The sequence below is a fragment of the Paracoccus haematequi genome (assembly GCF_900631945.1).
Taxonomy (GTDB): Bacteria; Pseudomonadota; Alphaproteobacteria; order Rhodobacterales; family Rhodobacteraceae; genus Paracoccus; species Paracoccus haematequi_A.
Genome location: NZ_UZWE01000043.1, coordinates 1 through 16,851, shown reverse-complemented (window position 1 = coordinate 16,851; position 16,851 = coordinate 1). Strand labels below are relative to the sequence as shown.

Here is a 16,851-nt window from a genome sequence, read left to right as displayed (position 1 = left end):
GGGGGAGCTCAACCGACTGCTGGAGGTCAACGCCGCGCGGGCCAGCCGGGAACGTCAATCCCTGACACAGCTCTACGAAGAGCTGAGCGGTCTCGGCTATGAAGGCGGTTATGATGCGGTGCGTCGCTACGCCTCGAACTGGGCGCGCAATCAGAGTTCGGGCGCATCTTCTGCTTTCGTGCCCCTGAGCTTTGCGCCCGGCGAAGCCTATCAGTTCGATTGGAGCCACGAGGTTGTGGTCATTGCTGGGGCGACGACCACCATCAAAGTGGCCCATGTTCGCCTGTGTCACAGCCGGATGTTCTTCGTGCGGGCCTATCCGCGCGAGACACAGGAGATGGTGTTCGATGCCCACGACAGGGCCTTCGCCTTCTTCAAGGGCACCTGCACCCGCGGGATCTACGACAACATGAAGACGGCGGTGGAGACCATCTTCACCGGCAAGGAACGTCTCTACAATCGCCGGTTCCTGCAGATGGCCAGCCATTATCTGGTCGAACCCGTTGCCTGCACCCCTGCTGCGGGTTGGGAGAAAGGCCAGGTGGAGAGCCAGGTCGGTACGGTCCGCCAGCGGTTCTTCTCGCCCCGCGTCCGGGTCAAAAGCTACGAGGAACTGAATGCCTGGCTGCTGGACAAGTGCATCGCATCGGCCAGAAGCAGCAAGCATCCGGAGCTGACGGACAAAACCGTCTGGCAGGTCTTCCAGGAAGAGCGCCCACACCTTGTTCCTTATGCCGGGCGCTTCGACGGATTCCATTCGCTGCCTGCGGCGGTGTCGAAGACCTGTCTCGTGCGCTTCGACAATAACAAATACTCGGTTGCGGCAACGGCTGTCGGGCGGCAGGTCGAGATCAGGGCCTATGCTGAGCGGATCGAGATCCGGCAGGAGGGCCGACTGGTAGGAGACCACCCGCGTCACTTCGGCCGGGACCGGACGGTCTACAATCCCTGGCATTATGTGCCTGTTTTGCTTCGCAAACCCGGAGCGCTGCGTAACGGCGCACCGTTCAAGGACTGGGTTCTTCCCGGAGCGCTCGAACAGATCCGCCGTAAGCTGCAGGGTTCCTCTGATGGCGACCGCCAGATGGTGAAGATCCTCGGCGCGGTGCTGACGGAAGGGATGCCTGCGGTACAAAAGGCATGCGCCGAAGCCCTTTCGCAGGGCGTTCACTCCGCCGATGTGATCCTCAATATCCTGTCTCGCAGGCGCGATCCGGAACCGCCGCCTCTCCTGCTGACCTCTCCGGCCTTGCGCCTGACCTATGAACCGGTGGCGGACTGCGCCCGTTATGACCTGCTGCGGAGGGTCAGCTGATGGATCGTGCTGACATCATGGCCGCAATGGGCGAGTTGAAGCTCTACGGGATGCGCGCCGCTTATGATGAACTCATGGCGGTGGCTGTGCGCCGCCAGCATGAACCCCGCCAGATCGTTGGAGATCTTCTGGCCGCCGAGATCAACGAGAAGAAAGCGCGGTCGGTCAAATACCAGATCACCACCGCCAAGCTGCCCTATGCCCGGGAGATCGAGGAGTTCACCTTCGATGACACCCCGATCAACGAGACCTTGGTGCGTGATCTGGCCAGCGGGGAGTTCCTCAGCCAACAGCGCAATGTCGTGCTGGTTGGCGGAACGGGGACCGGCAAGACCCATATCTCCGTGGCGATCGCGCGTGCGGTCATCCGCAATGGTGCCCGGGGCAGGTTCTTTAATGTCGTCGACCTGGTGAACAGGCTGGAGGCCGAGGCCCGTGCTGGACGGGCGGGCCGGCTTGCAGAACATCTGATGCGGCTCGACTTCGTCATCCTCGATGAACTCGGATACCTCCCATTCGCGCAGTCCGGCGGCCAGTTGCTGTTCCATCTGGTCAGCAAGCTCTACGAGCAGACTTCCGTCATCGTCACCACCAACCTCGCATTCGGCGAGTGGCCGACCGTCTTCGGGGACGCGAAGATGACCACCGCGCTGCTCGATCGCCTCACCCACCACTGCGATATAGTCGAGACCGGCAACGACAGCTGGCGCATCAAAACCCGAGCCTGAACCCCCTCCGAAACGCAGGCCCGCGTCGGCTGCGCCAGCTGGAAAGCTACGCCGCCACGGGCCTGCTCAACCGCGCGCCAAAGGGGTCACTTTTGGGCGCCGATCGGGGGCCGTTTGGATGCCGATTGACACCTTGCTCACCGCCCCTTCGAATAAGCCAAACAGCGCCCGCTTGACGCGCCGGGTATTGGTGCCGGCCAGATAGACCGCCGCGATCAGGGCCTCGGCCTTCTTGGTCAGCCGCCTGTAGCGGGGCAGTGCCTTCGAGCGCCATTCGGTGATCTTGCCGGCTTCGTTCTCGATCCGAGCACGAGGAACCCGCACCGTCTCGGTGCCGAATGTGCAGGTCAGCTGCCGATCGCGGTGCCCGTGGCGGTAGCCCCTGGCCCGCTCATTGCCGCGGCCGTAACGAAGCCGACCAAGAAAGGCGGCAAGTTCCTCTTCGAACATGGCTTCAATGGTGGCCCGGACATTCGCCCGCAGGCGATCCTCGATCGGATCATACCCGCCTGCGTCGGGCAGTGGCGAAAAGGACGAGCTATCGGTATTCTGCTTCATGGCGTGATCTCCCTGGCGGTTGCCGCCGCCGGTTGGGTGGGTGTTGGTTCACCCGGAGATTACGCCGCCAGACAATTTCTACCACTTCCGAGACACGACCCTGGCCCCTGCGTCCAGGCCTTCAGCACACAGCGCCCCTGTCGACCGGCGTGCCGATGCTATCGCGCGGGCAGAGGTGAGAGGGCATGACCTGGACGTTTGACACATCGCCGGTTGCGGCCAGGCGGCTCATCGCGCCGATGGCCAAGATCGGTCAGCTCATCGCCGCGCGGCAGCAGGTAATCGATGCGCCTGCGGCATCACCGGGCCGTCATGGCCCATTTGATCGACGGCGGCTGGATCGACCGCCGTGAGAATTTACTGGTCACGGGCCAAACCGGTCTGGGCAAGAGCTGGATTGCCTGTGCCTTAGGCCACAAGGCCTGCCGCGATGGCCGCAGTGTCGTCTATCATCGCGTCCCGCGTCTCTTCGAAGCTCTCGCCCTCGCCAGGGGCGATGGTCGTCATGCCCGGATGGAGGGACTGGGGGCGGTCGTGGACATTATCCCGCACTCTAACCCCAAGGCAGAGCGGTCAGCCCGGACGGTTACGAAGGTCAGGCTCTGCCGGGCATCCCGGAGCAGGGGCGAAAGCAGGTCAATCAGCCTGTTCATGAGCGGCCTGGAACGACGGTCATTGTTGCGGAAGATCCCAGCGACCGCCCTTTGAAAGCTGCCTTTATTTTGGAGAATACTCTGGACACATGCCCATTTCTTAATCAATGCCGTTCAATCGGAAGCGCCTGACATTGTGCGTGCGCAGCGACCGTGCCACCACACGGACAACTATGTCCAAGCGCCTTCTCATCCTTGTCGTCGAACCCGATCCGGACCGCGCGCAGCCCATCGCCGACGGGCTGCAACAGGCCGGCGGTCACGAGGTGCACATCATCGCCGAGCAGTCGGGCCTGGCGCGGCAGGTTGCGGACCTCCGGCCCGATCTCGTGTTGATCGACATGGCCAACCCGTCGCGCGACGTCCTCGAGGAACTGGCCCTGGCCTCGGGCCCGACCGAGCGGCCGGTTGCCATGTTCGTGGACCGATCAGACGAGGACCTGACCCGCCGCGCAATCGAGGCCGGGATTTCCGCTTATGTGGTGGATGGTCTGCGTCCCGAACGGATCAAACCCATCCTGGACGCCGCGATCACGCGCTTTCACATCTTCCAGCAGATGCGGGCCGAACTGGCGGCCACCCGCGCGGCTCTTGAGGAACGCAAGATCATCGACCGCGCCAAGGCGGTTTTGATGAAGGCGCGAGGCCTGGACGAGGAAGCCGCCTATGGCCTCCTGCGCAAGACGGCCATGGATCAGGGCAAGCGCCTCGGCGACGTTGCGCAGCAGCTGGTGATGGCGGCGGGGCTGCTGGGACGATGACGACGCTGCGCCTTGGCTATGTCCCGCTGGTCGATGCCGCCCCCCTGATCGTGGCGCAGGAACTGGGCTTTGCCGCCGAAGAAGGGCTGAGGCTGGATCTGGTCCGGCTGGGGGCCTGGGCGCAGGCCCGCGACATGCTGGGCGCGGGCGCGATCGACGCGGCCCATATGCTGGTGCCCATGCCGGTGGCGCAGGCGCTTGGCCTGGGGCCGTCGCTGCCCACCATGGATCTGGTGATGTTTCTGTCCCACGGGGGGCAGGTCATTGTCGTGAACCGCGATCTTGAAAAACGCCTGCGCGGGATGGGCCACGACTTCGCCTTCGCAGATGCCGTGGCGGCAGGGGCAGCCTTGCACCGGGCCGCGACCGGCCGGCTGCGCATCGGCGTGCCCTTCCCCTTTTCGACCCATGCCGAACTGGTGCGGCACTGGCTGTCGCGCTGCGGCTTTGGGGCGGACGCATTCGATCTGGTCACGGTCCCGCCGCCACTGATGGCAGATGCCCTGGCCCGCGGCGAGGTCGAGGCGATCTGCGTGGGCGAACCCTGGGCCAGCGTCGCGGTCGATCGCGGGCTGGCGGCGCTGCTGCTGCCCGGGACCGCCATCTGGGCCGCGCCCCCTGAAAAGGGGCTGGTCCTGCGCCGCGACCTTGCCGAAACCCGCCCGAACCAGACGGGCGCGCTAATGCGGGCGATCTGGCGCGCGGGCCGCTGGCTGGACGATGCCGATCATCGCGGCACCGCGGCCGAGATCATCGCGCGCCCGGGTTATCTGGACCTGCCGCCTGAACTGGTCGAACGCGGACTGACCGGGCGGATGACGATCTCGGCCGGGGGGGAACTGCGGGGAAGCGGCGATCTGGTCACCTTTCATCGCGGCGGGGCCAGCTTTCCCTGGAAAAGCCTTGCGGCGCTGTTCGCGCAGCGCATCGCGCTGGCCCATGGGCTGGACCCCCGGTCTGCGATGGATCGCGCCATGGCGCATTTCCGCACCGATCTTTACCGCCAGCACCTGCGCCCGGCAGGCGCCCCCCTGCCAGGCGCCTCGCAGCGGCTCGAAGGGATGCTTGCCGCCGACCGCACCGTCGCCGCCGAGCGGGGCAGCATGATCCTGCGCGCGGACGGCTTCTTCGACGGGTTCACGTTTGATCCGATGGCGCCAGTTCCGGGGCGGTGATGGGCGCGGTGCGAGCGGCCTCCAGCAGGCTTCTCAGTTCGGGCTTGCACGACCCGCAGTTGGTTCCGGCGCCAAGCGCGCGGCCGATCGCCTCGACCGTCATCAGCTTCTGCGTGGCGATGCCGGCGAGGATGGTGTTCATCCCGACGCTGAAGCAGGCGCAGACAAGGGCGCCCGGATCGGGCTGATCCGCGCCGGGCCGTCCCGCCAGGATGTCGCTGCCGCAGCCCGCGTCGAGCGTGGCGATGACATGGCTGCGCGACAGCGCCACAGGGTCGCGTGCGACAAACAGCGCGGCCTGAAGCCGGCCCTCGGCCAGATAGGCCAGCCGCACGATGCCCTGTCGCGGATCCTGGACCAGAAGCGGCTCGGCCCCCAGGCCGAAAAGCTCTCGACCCAGATCCTCCCAGTGGCCCGGCTGGCCGCGCCCGGCCAGTTCCGCCTGGTGGCCGGCGGGCAGCACGGCCCGCGCCCAGTAGTCGCAGGCGGGTCTGATGGGCCGGGTCGAGACGGCAAAGCCATACCAGTCGGCTGCGAAAGGCCGGATCGCAACCGTCGCCGATTTCGACGCCGGCTGGCCCGAAACCGGATCGACCGCGCCCGGCACCAGCACGTCGATGCGCCCGCTGGGGCCGGTGTCTCCGGTCCAGTGGATCGGCGCGAAGGGATGGCCGGGGGCCACCCGGTCGGTCACCAGCACCCGCAGGATCGCGCGGCCCTGGGGGTTCATGACCTCGGCCAGATCGGCCTGCCGAAGACCCAGGCGGGCCGCGTCGGCGGGGTGCAGTTCCAGGAAAGGCTCGGCGAGGTGGCGTGACAGGCGGGGCGAGAGTCCGGTGCGTGTCATCGTGTGCCAGTGATCGCGCACCCGGCCGGTGTTCAGGCGGAATGGCCACTCGGGGCCGGCGGGGGCCGGCAGACGCGGCGTGACCGCGACCATCCGCCCCCGCCCCGAGGGCGTGTGAAAGCGCCCCTCGCCGAAGAAACGCCCGCCGTTCCGACCCACGGCCTGCGGCCAAAGGAACGGCGCCAGGGCGTCATAGCCAGCCTCGGTGATCCCGGCATAATCCGAGATGTCGAAATCGCTGCCGAGCCTGCCCGCGACGCCCGACAGGCACGCATGTTCGGCGAAGACCTGTGCCGGGCTTTGCCAGCCGAACGCCTCGTCCCAGCCCATCCGCGCGGCGACATCCGCAATAATGCGCCAGTCGTCCCGGGCCTGGCCGGGGGCGGCCCGGCTGCGCCGCTGGCGGCTGATGCGGCGTTCGGAATTGGTGACGGTGCCGTCCTTTTCGGCCCAGCCGGTGGCGGGCAGCAGCACATGCGCCAGCCGGGTCGTGTCGGTGCGCGCCATGATGTCCGAGACCACGACGAAATCGCAGCCCGCGATGGCGCGGGCGACGCGATCGGCCTCGGGCATGGAAACCGCGGGGTTGGTGCACATGATCCACAGCGCCTTGATGCGCCCGTCCTCGACCGCGCGGAACATGTCCACGGCCTTCAGGCCGGGCTTTTCGGCCATCCGGGGCGCCTTCCAGAAATCCCCCACGGCGCTGCGATGGGCGGGGTCGTCGATGTCCAGGTGACAGGCCAGCATGTTCGACAGCCCGCCCACCTCGCGCCCGCCCATGGCGTTGGGCTGGCCGGTGACGCTGAATGGGCCGGCGCCGGGGCGGCCGATCCGACCGGTGGCCAGATGGCAGTTCAGGATCGCATTCACCTTGTCGGTGCCGCTGTCCGACTGGTTGATGCCCTGCGAATAGAGCGTGACGACCCGCTCGCTGTTGCACCACAGATCCAGGAACTGCCGGATCACACTGTGCGCCAACCCGGTGGCCGAGGGCAGCGTGGCCCGCGCGGCGGCCAGGGCTTCGGCCAAGTTCTCGGGGTTCTCGCGGACCAGCCCGCAGCGGTCGATTTCGGCCAGAAGCAGGTTGAACAGCACCGCATCCGATCCCGGCGCCAAGGGCAGGTGCAGGTCGGCGATGTCGCAGGTGGCGGTGCGGCGGGGGTCGATCACGACGACCCGTGTTCCCCGCGCCTCGCACGCCGCAGCCAGCCGCTGATAAAGGACCGGGTGGCACCAGGCGAGGTTCGACCCCACCAGGACCACGCAATCGGCCTGTTCCAGATCCTCGTAAAGGCCCGGCACGGTGTCCGACCCGAAGGCGCGGCGGTGGCCCGCGACCGAGGACGCCATGCACAGCCGCGAATTGGTGTCGATATTGGCGCTGCCGATGAAGCCCTTCATCAACTTGTTGGCCGCGTAATAGTCTTCGGTCAGCAGTTGGCCCGAGACGTAGAAGGCCACCGAATCCGGTCCGTGACGCGCGATGGTTTCGGAAAACCGCTGCGCTACCAGATCAAGCGCCTGGTTCCAGCTTGCCTCGCGCCCGCCGATCCGCGGGGCCAGCAGCCTGCCTTTCAGCCCCAGCGTCTCGGCCAGGGCCGATCCCTTGACGCACAGGCGGCCGAAATTGGCGGGATGATCGGGATCGCCCGCCACCACCAGCCCGCCGGCGCCGTCCGGGGTGGCAAGGATGCCGCAGCCGACGCCGCAATAGGCGCAGGTGGTGCGGACAGCGGGGGCGGAAACAGGCGCAGCGATGGGGGCGTTCATGGCGTCACTCGGCCGGCACGGCGGCGGGGGTGGCGGGCGCGGCCGCGGGCAGTCGGTCCCGCTCTGCCCCGGTCCGGTGATGGGTGGCATAGATCATCGCGCCGACAAAGGTCAGCCCGCCGACCAGGTTGCCCAGCACGGTCGGGATCTCGTTCCAGATCATGTAATCCATGATGGTGAAGTTGCCGCCCAGCAGCAGCCCGGCCGGGAACAGGAACATGTTTACGATGGAATGTTCGAACCCCATGTAGAAGAACACCAGGATCGGCATCCACATCGCCATGATCTTGCCCGAGACGCTTGTGGACATCATCGCAGCCACCACCCCGGTGGACACCATCCAGTTGCACATGACCGCGCGCACGAACAGCGTCAGCATCCCCGCCGCGCCATGGGCGGCATAGCCCAGCGTCCGGCCCTCGCCGATATGGCCGATCTTTTCGCCCACCGCGTTCGGCGCCTCGGACCAGCCGAAGGTGACGATGATCGCCATGAACAGCGCCACGGTGAAGGCGCCCGCGAAATTGCCCAGAAACACCAGGCCCCAGTTGCGCAGCATCCCGCGCACCTTGACGCCGGGCCGGCGGTCGATCAGCGCCAGCGGCACCAGCGTGAACACCCCGGTCAAGAGGTCGAAGCCCAGCAGATACAACATGCAGAAGCCCACCGGGAACAGCAGCGCGCCCAGCAGCGGCTCGCCGGTGTTGACAGTCACGGTGACGGCGAAGGCCGCGGCCAGCGCCAGGATCGCGCCGGCCATATAGGCGCGGATCAGCGTGTCGCGGGTGGACATGAAGACCTTGGCCTCGCCGGCGTCGATCATCTTGCGGGCAAAGTCGGCGGGGGTAACATAGGACATGGGCTGGCTTTCCTCAGGCGGCGTTGCGGGAACGGATCAGGCCGGCGTCGATCAGGACGCGGCCCTGGCTGACGCGGACGGCATGGGTGCGGACCTGGCCCTGGTCGGCGCCCTGGGCCTGGCCGGTGTTCAGATCGAACACCCAGTTGTGCAGCGGGCAGGTGACGGCCGTGCCGTGCACGATGCCCTCGGACAGCGGCCCGCCCTTATGCGGGCAGCGGTCGTCAAGCGCGAACACCCGGTCGTCCGCCGTGCGGAACACCGCAATGCAGTCCTGCGCGGTTTTCACCAGACGCGCGCCCTGCCGGGGGATGTCGTCCAAGGATCCGATGTCAACGAAGACGGTCATTCCGCGGCCTCCAGCGTCAGCTCGGCCAGGGGCGCCCATCGGGGCGTCTCGGCGGGGGTGGAGAGATCGGCCCAGGCGTCGCGGCGATAGACCGACTGGCTGATCTCGAAGCGCTCGACCAGGGCCGCGCGGTTGTCCGCGTCGTCAACGACCTGCGCCTTGATCCAGTCGAGACCGACCTTGCCCATCCATTTCCAGATCCGGTCGAGATAGCGGGCGTTTTCGCGGTAAAGCTGGGTCACGGCCAGGATGATGGCGACCGCCTCGTCCTCGGACGGGGTCGAGGCGAGGGCCACGGTTTCCCTGACTTCCATCCCCGCCGCGCCGCCGATCGAGATGTTGTAGCCGCTGTCCACGCAGACCACGCCGATATCCTTGCAGGTGGCCTCGGCGCAGTTGCGGGGGCAGCCGGACACGCCCAGCTTCAGCTTGTGCGGCGTCCATGATCCCCACATCAGCTTTTCCAGCTTGATCCCGAGGCCGGTGCTGTCTTGCGTGCCCACGCGGCAGAACTCCTTGCCGACGCAGGTCTTCACCGTGCGCAGCCCCTTGGAATAGGCGGCGCCCGACACCATCCCGGCGGCGTTCAGATCCGCCCACATATGCGGCAGGTCTTCCTTTTTGACGCCCAGCAGGTCGATGCGCTGGCCGCCCGTGACCTTGACCATCGGCACGTCGTATTTCTGGGCCGCGTCGGCAATTGCGCGCAGCTCGGCTGGGGTGGTGACGCCGCCCCACATGCGCGGAACCACCGAATAGGTGCCGTCCTTCTGGATGTTGGCGTGGTTCCTTTCGTTGACAAAGCGCGACTGCCGGTCGTCCTGGTAGTCCAGCGGCCATTCCGCCAGCAGGTAATAGTTCAGCGCCGGGCGGCAGGAATGGCAGCCGCCGACGGTCTTCCAGCCAAGCTCCTGCATCACGGCGGGGATCGTCTTCAGCCCCATCGACCGGATCAGGTGGCGCACGTCCTCATGCGTGTGGTCGGTGCATTTGCACATGCCCGCCGGGGCCTCGGCCACCGCGCCGCCAAGCGCCAGCGCCATCACCTGTTGCACAAGCCCGGTGCAGGTGCCGCAGGAGGCCGACGCCTTGGTGCAGGTCCGCACCGCCTCAAGCGTGCAGGCCCCGCCCGCCACCGCGTCCAGGATGGTGCCCTTGGAAACGCCGTTGCAGCCGCAGATCTCCGCCTCAGGCGGCAAGGCTGCAACGGCCGCCATAGGGTCCGGCGCGGCACCCCCCTGGAAGGCCGGGCCGAAGATCAGCGTGTCGCGCATCGGCCCGATGTCGGCGCCGTCCTTCATCAGCCCATAGAACCAGCTTCCGTCGGCGGTGTCGCCATACATCACCACGCCGACGATGCGGTCGTTTTCCAGCACAAGGCGCTTGTAGATGCCGCGCCCCGGATCGCGGAACACGATGTCCTCGCGCCCCGGCGCGTCGGCGAAATCGCCCGCGCTGAACAGGTCGCAGCCGGTGACCTTGAGCTTTGTCGCGGTCTGGACCGGGGCAAAGGCGGCCTCCGCGCCCATCAGCGTGCGGGCCAGCACCTTGGCCTGGTCGTAAAGCGGGGCGACAAGTCCGAACAGCTGGCCGCGATGCTCGACGCATTCGCCAAGGGCGAAGATGTGCGGGTCGCTGGTGCGCAGGGCGTCGTCCACGACGATGCCGCGCTCGACCTCCAGATGCGCGTCATTGGCCAGCCGGGTTTCGGGGCGGATGCCCACGGCCATGCAGACCAGATCGGCGGGATAGACGGTGCCGTCTTCCAGCAGCACGGCCTCGGCCCGGTCGCTGCCCAGGATGGCCTTGGTGGCGCCCTGGCAATGCACGGTGATGCCGCGCTTTTCCAGATCGCGTTGCAGCAGGTATCCGGCAGCCGGGTCCAGCTGGCGTTCCATCAGGTGGCCCATCAGGTGGATCACGGTGACGCGGGCGCCGCGCGCGGCCATGCCTGCCGCCGCCTCGAGCCCCAGCAGCCCGCCGCCGATCACCACGGCGTCCTTGCCTGCGGTGTCCATCATCGCCTGCGTGTCTTCCAGGTCGCGATAGGTGACGACGCCGGGCAGGTCCTTTCCGGGCACCGGGATGATGAAGGGGGCCGATCCGGTGGCGATCACCAGGGCGTCGTAAGGCGCGCCGCCGCTGTTGGAATAAACCACGCGATTCTTGCGGTCGATGCGGACCACCGGCTCTCCGAACCGGCAATCGACGTTATGGGCGGCATACCAGGCATCGTCATGGGTGACGATCTGCTGGTAGGTCTTTTCGCCCGACAGGACCGGCGACAGCATCAGCCGGTTGTAGTTGCCGCGCGGCTCGGCGTTGAACAGCGTCACGTCGAAGGCGTCCGGGGCCGCGTCGAACAGCTGTTCCAGCATCCGGCCCGAAGCCATGCCGGCGCCGATGACGACAAGTTTCTTTTTCATGGCGTGATCCTCAGGCGGGTTGGGCGGCAGAGTGGATCTGGCGGATCGACAGGTGCATCCACAGGGTGCAGCCCGCGACCAGCAGGAACAGGACGGCAAAGCAGCTTGACCAGGATCCGGTCTGATCCTTTAGCCAGCCGAACAGAAGCGGCAGGACAAAGCCTCCCAGCCCGCCGATCATGCCGACCAGACCGCCCACCGCGCCCACGTTCTGCGGGTAATAGGTCGGGATGTGCTTGTAGACCGCCGCCTTGCCCAGGCTCATGAAGAAGCCAAGCACGAAGATCACCGCCAGGAACATCCAGATCGGCAGGGCCGTCAGCGCCGCCAGCATCCCGGTCGCCGCCAGCGAGACGAGGAAGGTCGCATACATTACCTGCCGCGCCCCGATACGGTCCGACAGCACGCCCCCATAGGCGCGGAAGATCGAGGCGGGGATCGAATAGGCCGCCCCGATCATGCCGGCGGTCTTCACGTCCAGGCCGTAAACGCCGATCAGGTAATGCGGCAGCCACAGCGCCAGGGCCACAAAGGCGCCGAAGCTGAAGAAGTAATAGGCCGAGAAGCGCCAGACCCGCAGATCCCGCAGCGGGACGAATTCGGCGCGCAGGCTGCGCAGCGGCGCCGTGCCGCCGCGCCGGGCAGCGGTGACCGGGTCTTCCTTGGAGGCGATCCAGAAGATCGCCGCCGTCAGCAGAAGCACGCCAGCCCAGATCTGCGCCGTGGCCTGCCAGCCCAGCGCGATCATCACAAAGGGCGCCATGAACTTGGTCAGCGCGGCGCCGACATTGCCGACGCCGAAGATGCCAAGCGCCGTGCCCTGCCGCGTGCCGTCGAAGAAGCGCGACACATAGGCGACGCCGACGGCGAAGCTGCCGCCCGCGATGCCCACGCCAAGGGCGGCCGCCAGCATCTGCGGATAGGTCGTGGCCCAGGACAGCAGCAACGTTGCGGCGGCGGCCGCCAGCATGGTCAGAGTATAGACGGCCCGGCCGCCAATGCGGTCGGTGGCGATGCCCAGCACGATGCGGATCAGCGAGCCGGTCAGGATCGGCATGCCGACCAGCAGTCCGAACTGCGTCTCGGACAGGTTCAGCTGGTCCTTGATCTGGATGCCGATGATGGAAAAGATCGTCCAGACCGCGAAACAGACGGTGAATGCGGCGGTCGACAGGCTCAGCGCGCGACGCGCGTCGCCCGAAGGCGAGGGTGATGTGGCTGACATGGATGCTCCGATGGCGAAGGAAACGGTGGCTGTCGGAAGGCAGGCGGGATCATCCGCCGCGAAAGCGGGCACTGACCTGTCTTGCCTTCGGGGAATGCCGCATCGTTGCGAGCGGGCCGATGGCGCGTCATTGCGCCAAGCCTTGACCCCGTCCTAGCGCATTGCGAGACATCAGCCCAGTCGTTCGGCGCTGTTTTGCGCGCCAAAGCCATCGACGGTCGCAAACGCATCCGGTGTGTGCAGGGGATGCCTGCGTCTTAATCAGTTTGCGAATTAACCGGGTGGCGGGGCCGCTTTGTAGTGATACCGACCATCATAGTCGCATGGCCGATCCATGTCGCGCGTTGCGATCTACCTTTCGGCGTCTCGCCGATCCGTCTTGATCGGCAGGGCCTACAGCGTCTTCACCTGCCAGGGCGGCGGTCAGATCCTGATCTCGATCCAGAGCGACCGGGAATTCGCCAAGTTCGCCGAGGGTTCCGCGCGCCGGGCGATCGATCAACCCGCGCCGAAAGGCATAAATCAGCTACCGGCTCCGGTCGCGGCTGGGTGAAAGACCAGTGGCAGGTCACGGTTGACTACGCGCGGGCCCACCCTGTTGGAGTGGACGGCCCCTGAACGGCATCGAAACGTGCCAGAGTGAGTCGTTGAGGAACTCAAACGAAGGGGTCGTCCGTGGATCAGATTATCCGTATTGGCATGGATACTTCAAAGCACATCTTTCAATTGCATGGGGTGAATGCCGCCGAACAACCGGTTCTTCGCAAGAAGATGCGCCGCAAGGAAATGGTGGATTTCTTTGCAAAATGCCCGCCGACTGTCATTGCGATTGAGGCCTGTGGTGCTTCGCATCACTAGGCGCGGTTGCTGAGGGGGCTTGGTCATGAGGTCAAGCTAATCGCGCCGCAGCTTGTGAAGCCGTACGTCAAGCGCGGCAAGAATGATGCCGCCGATGCTGAAGCGCTATGCGAAGCGATGAGCCGCCCAACGATGCGGTTCGTTCCGGTGAAGAGCGCCGAGCAACAAGCGGCGCTGATGCTGGTGGGCATGCGCGAGCGTGCTGTCGCTGCCAGGACACAGCTTGCCAATATGATCCGTGGCTATGCCGCCGAGTTCGGACTAACCGCGGCCAAAGGCGTGTTTCATATTCCGCTCCTTTTGGAACGCATCATGGTTGATGAAAACGTTCCTGCCTTGGCGCGCGATCTGTTTGCGTCACTGGCGGATGAATTTGCGCAGCTAAAGGAACGCTTGAAAGAGATAGAGGCGAAACTGATGACCTGGTATCGCAGCAATGAATGTTGTCGCCGCCTCGCAACGATCCCCGGTGTCGGGCCAATCGGTGCGGTCTTGCTGGTGATGAAAGCGCCGGCACCGGAGCAGTTTGCATCCGGAAGACAGTTTGCCGCCTGGATGGGCCTGACGCCCAGAGATCACTCGACAGCTGGCAAGGTCAGGCACGGTGTCATTACGCGAGCCGGCGACGAGACCTTGCGCAAGACACTGGTTGTGGGCGCGACTTCGCTGCTTCGACAGGTGAGAGCGGGCAGAGGCAGAAACGCCTCGCCCTGGCTCGTCGAACTGCTCAAGCGCAAGTCGCCGAAGCTCGTGGCTGTGGCGCTGGCCAACAAGATCGCCAGGATCGCATGGAAAATAATGAGGGCCGGCGAGACCTATCGACACAATGCTGCGCGACCGGCTGTAGCCTGCCAGTTCAAGCGAGAACTTGGCGCCCTTGCGCAGGCCGCGCTTGCCCGGAAACTTCTCCAGATCGAAGAAGTCGCTGGCCGACGTAACACCTTCCAGCTGGTCACCGCGGTATCCGATCACCGTGGAATAAACGAGGATCCCCACACCGCAGTCATAAAGGCCGCCCTCGATGAAATCATCGGCAGCCTTCGTGCCGTCACTGCCATCAGGGAGTTCGTCGATGGGAAGCTGCTCCAGCAGCCCCTCGTCGCAGAGCCGGACCAGATCCGAAGGCTCGACATCGGCGATATCAACCGTCACGTTGCCGACCTCCACCTGCGCCTTGATGGGAACGGCAGGGTTGTCGGCATCGATTGAATTGATCTTGATGCCCGTCTCGGCCATGTAGGGCTTGTGATAGGCCTCCATCTGGGCGGCCGCCACGGCGCCTCCCCACGACATTACGTTGATCTCCTCGGCCTGAGCACTGATGCCCGACGCCGCCAGTCCGACCGTGACTGCAAGGACAGTCTTCATGTTCTCCCTCCTGTTGGTGATTGTTCTTGTTTTCTTGGCGTCCTTTGCGAACGCGATCAGGCAGTCAGCATGTGAACCGCCTGCCTGTCCAAGAGGAGGATATTTCTATTTTTCTGTTTGTCGATGTAAAAGCTGGACATCCTGACGCCGCCTTCGTGCGCAAGTTTATTGCGATGAGGCCATGCGCGACCAGCGTTACGCGGCCCGCAAGGCACGGCGAGGCTGATACGGGAAGCCGCGCCGATCAGGATGTCTGGTCAACTGCCCTGGCCCCGTCGTTCTGGACGATCCTCCGTAGCCCAAGGGCAATCAGGAAGCCCGCGGCACTTCAGTGGCGAGGCCTCTCACTCATCCGGGCGTAATCCTCTGCGGTCATGATCCGACAGTTGAAGAGCCTGCCCTCGTCATCCAGATCGCAGATCCACCAATGTCTTCGGGGAACAAGCGACACCTGGACCAGATGACGACCCCGCTCGGAATACCGGATCCCGGTCCGAAAGCCACTCGCCTCCTCCGCGCTCTTTACAGCCCGGACCAGGCGCTCGTCCCTCAGTCGGACAGCCTCGCCGTGAGTGATCATGTGTTCCGCTCCGTCAGGTTCGCCGGCACGGGGGATTCAACTTCCGCGGGTCATTCCTGTTCCCTGGGCTGTGTTTTCTCTCCCGCAATAAGCAGATGGCGAAGATCATGAATTGGAACCGTGAGATCTCAGGGGGCAGCGCCTGCTGTTCCTTGGAAGGCGTGTGACTGACCTGGCGGCGGACCAGCCAACCCAGACCCCGGGTCATCTTCCTGAGGTGATTTGCATTGATGGGGCTGCCATGATCAGGTGAGCGCTCAGCCATGAAAGGGCGCATCATGACGGAAATGGCAGAAGACCGGCAATCGGATGAGGTTGTCGCCGCCCGCATCAGGTTTGCGTGCAACTCGATGGGCATGTCCGATGTGGAAGGCCAGGACATGGCGCGACGTGCGGTGGCGTTGCGGGCAAAGGCGCACCCCAGGAGGGGTCCTGATGACTAGGCTCAGGACTCGTTCTGGATCACAGCCAGAACAAGACGGTTGCGGCGAGCATGATCGCAGAGAAGAAGGTTTCCGGGCACCGGTCGTATCGGGTCGCGACACGGCGCCAGTCCTTGAGGCGGCCGAACATGATCTCGATGCGGTTGCGCCGTTTGTAGCGCCTCTTGTCGTATTTCACGGCCTTCTTGCGAGACTTGCGGCCCGGGATGCAGACCTTTATCCCCTTGTCTTTCAACGCTTCTCTGAACCAATCGGCATCATAGCCCCTGTCGGCCAGCAGCCAACGCGCTTTCGGCAGGCTGCCCAATAGTGCCGCCGCGCCGGTGTAATCGCTGACCTGGCCGGCCGACATGAAGAACCCGATCGGCCGCCCCTTGGCATCGGCGACGGCGTGCAGCTTGGTGTTCATGCCGCCTTTGGTGCGCCCGATCTGGCGCCCACGCCCCCTTTTTTCACGCACAGGCTCGACGCCGTGCGGTGTGCATTGAGATAGGTCGATCATGATCGTCTTGTGCTCGGCGCGCTCAGTGGCCAGGCCAACCATGATCCGGGCGAAGACTCCGTTTTCGCTCCAGCGCTTCCAGCGGTTATAGAGGGTCTTGGCTGGCCCGTATTCCTTCGGCGCGTCACACCAGCGCAAGCCATTACGATTGATGAAAATTATACCGCTGAGGACGCGGCGATCATCGACGCGGGGCTTGCCATGACTCTTTGGAAAGAACGGCTTCAGGCGCGCCATCTGGGCATCCGTCAGCCAGTAAAGATTGCTCATCGATCAGGTCTCCTTGCGGAGCCTGAATCACGCCAAAAACCTGAAATCAATGGGTCTGGAGCCTATCACCCTGCTCCGGCAGGAGCAGTTCCGGCGCGGGTCACACAAATCAACATGAGAGCATGAAAGGCATCGATCAGATCATGCCAGCGTGATGGTGG

The 16,851-nt window shown here is 65.2% G+C and carries 13 protein-coding genes and 5 pseudogenes; 9 read left to right on the top strand and 9 right to left on the bottom strand.

The genetic code is table 11. The features are described 5' to 3' along the window. The coding region (gene istA / locus PARHAE_RS15255) for an IS21 family transposase (protein WP_126155435.1) at window positions 1-1,315 on the top strand (1,315 nt) is incomplete at its 5' end. Next, window positions 1,315-2,043, top strand: a complete 729-nt coding sequence (gene istB / locus PARHAE_RS15250) for an IS21-like element helper ATPase IstB (protein ID WP_028714057.1) — start codon at window positions 1,315-1,317, stop codon at window positions 2,041-2,043. The genes istA and istB, both read left to right, overlap by 1 nt. Window positions 2,044-2,175: 132 nt before the next feature. On the opposite strand, the pseudogene PARHAE_RS15245 reads toward istB, so the two are convergent. After that, a pseudogene (locus tag PARHAE_RS15245) lies at window positions 2,176-2,601 on the bottom strand (transposase); the annotation flags it as partial. Between the two features lie 185 nt (window positions 2,602-2,786). Here PARHAE_RS15245 and PARHAE_RS21195 point away from each other — a divergent pair. Both PARHAE_RS21195 and PARHAE_RS22160 read left to right on the top strand, forming a co-directional pair. Then, window positions 2,787-2,954 (top strand): hypothetical protein, encoded by a 168-nt coding sequence (locus PARHAE_RS21195; RefSeq protein ID WP_164555272.1) that lies wholly within the window; start codon window positions 2,787-2,789, stop codon window positions 2,952-2,954. Then, window positions 2,887-3,057 (top strand): annotated as a pseudogene (locus PARHAE_RS22160) (ATP-binding protein); the annotation flags it as partial. The gene PARHAE_RS21195 and the pseudogene PARHAE_RS22160, both read left to right, overlap by 68 nt. 134 nt (window positions 3,058-3,191) lie before the next feature. Here the strand turns inward: PARHAE_RS22160 and PARHAE_RS22155 are convergent. Then, window positions 3,192-3,290 (bottom strand): annotated as a pseudogene (locus PARHAE_RS22155) (IS30 family transposase); the annotation flags it as partial. 137 nt (window positions 3,291-3,427) lie between these two features. Here PARHAE_RS22155 and PARHAE_RS15230 point away from each other — a divergent pair. Then, window positions 3,428-4,015, top strand: a complete 588-nt coding sequence (locus PARHAE_RS15230) for an ANTAR domain-containing response regulator (protein WP_126155434.1) — start codon at window positions 3,428-3,430, stop codon at window positions 4,013-4,015. Next, window positions 4,012-5,190, top strand: a complete 1,179-nt coding sequence (locus tag PARHAE_RS15225) for an ABC transporter substrate-binding protein (RefSeq protein WP_126155433.1) — start codon at window positions 4,012-4,014, stop codon at window positions 5,188-5,190. Before PARHAE_RS15230 ends, PARHAE_RS15225 begins: the two co-directional genes overlap by 4 nt. Here PARHAE_RS15225 and PARHAE_RS15220 read toward each other — a convergent pair. The 5 genes from PARHAE_RS15220 to PARHAE_RS15200 are packed head-to-tail and all read right to left on the bottom strand — an operon-like array spanning window position 5,153 to window position 12,669. Continuing rightward, the gene (locus PARHAE_RS15220; protein ID WP_126155432.1) at window positions 5,153-7,810 is read right to left on the bottom strand and encodes a molybdopterin-dependent oxidoreductase; all 2,658 of its coding nucleotides are present in this window, start codon (window positions 7,808-7,810) and stop codon (window positions 5,153-5,155) included. The genes PARHAE_RS15225 and PARHAE_RS15220 overlap by 38 nt on opposite strands. Window positions 7,811-7,814: 4 nt before the next feature. Beyond that, on the bottom strand, window positions 7,815-8,669 hold the full coding sequence (locus PARHAE_RS15215; RefSeq protein WP_126155431.1) for a formate/nitrite transporter family protein: 855 nt from the start codon (window positions 8,667-8,669) through the stop codon (window positions 7,815-7,817). Between the two features lie 13 nt (window positions 8,670-8,682). Next, window positions 8,683-9,018 carry a nitrite reductase small subunit NirD gene (nirD, locus tag PARHAE_RS15210; RefSeq protein ID WP_126155430.1) on the bottom strand — a complete coding sequence of 112 codons (336 nt, stop codon included), beginning with the start codon at window positions 9,016-9,018 and terminating at the stop codon, window positions 8,683-8,685. Continuing rightward, window positions 9,015-11,444, bottom strand: coding sequence for a nitrite reductase large subunit NirB (nirB, locus tag PARHAE_RS15205; protein WP_126155429.1), 2,430 nt, complete (start codon window positions 11,442-11,444; stop codon window positions 9,015-9,017). The genes nirD and nirB overlap by 4 nt, the downstream gene beginning before the upstream one ends. 10 nt (window positions 11,445-11,454) lie before the next feature. Then, window positions 11,455-12,669: an MFS transporter gene (locus PARHAE_RS15200; protein ID WP_126155428.1), complete on the bottom strand. Its 1,215-nt coding sequence runs from the start codon at window positions 12,667-12,669 to the stop codon at window positions 11,455-11,457. Window positions 12,670-13,003: 334 nt separating this feature from the next. Between PARHAE_RS15200 and PARHAE_RS15195 the strand changes: the two genes are divergently transcribed. Both PARHAE_RS15195 and PARHAE_RS15190 read left to right on the top strand, forming a co-directional pair. After that, entirely contained in the window at window positions 13,004-13,222 is a 219-nt protein-coding gene (locus tag PARHAE_RS15195; protein WP_126155427.1) for a hypothetical protein, read from the top strand. A gap of 122 nt (window positions 13,223-13,344) precedes the next feature. Continuing rightward, window positions 13,345-14,367, top strand: a pseudogene (locus PARHAE_RS15190) (IS110 family RNA-guided transposase); the annotation flags it as partial. A gap of 66 nt (window positions 14,368-14,433) precedes the next feature. Here PARHAE_RS15190 and PARHAE_RS21735 read toward each other — a convergent pair. Next, window positions 14,434-14,763: pseudogene (locus PARHAE_RS21735) on the bottom strand (extracellular solute-binding protein); the annotation flags it as partial. A 975-nt stretch (window positions 14,764-15,738) separates the two neighbouring features. Between PARHAE_RS21735 and PARHAE_RS21190 the strand changes: the two are divergent. Beyond that, window positions 15,739-15,918, top strand: coding sequence for a hypothetical protein (locus PARHAE_RS21190; RefSeq protein WP_206436989.1), 180 nt, complete (start codon window positions 15,739-15,741; stop codon window positions 15,916-15,918). A 19-nt stretch (window positions 15,919-15,937) separates the two neighbouring features. Here PARHAE_RS21190 and PARHAE_RS15180 read toward each other — a convergent pair whose 3' ends face one another. Beyond that, a complete protein-coding gene (locus PARHAE_RS15180) occupies window positions 15,938-16,690 on the bottom strand; it encodes an IS5 family transposase (protein ID WP_241232843.1) in 753 nt (250 codons plus the stop codon). Between the last annotated feature and the right edge of the window lie 161 nt (window positions 16,691-16,851).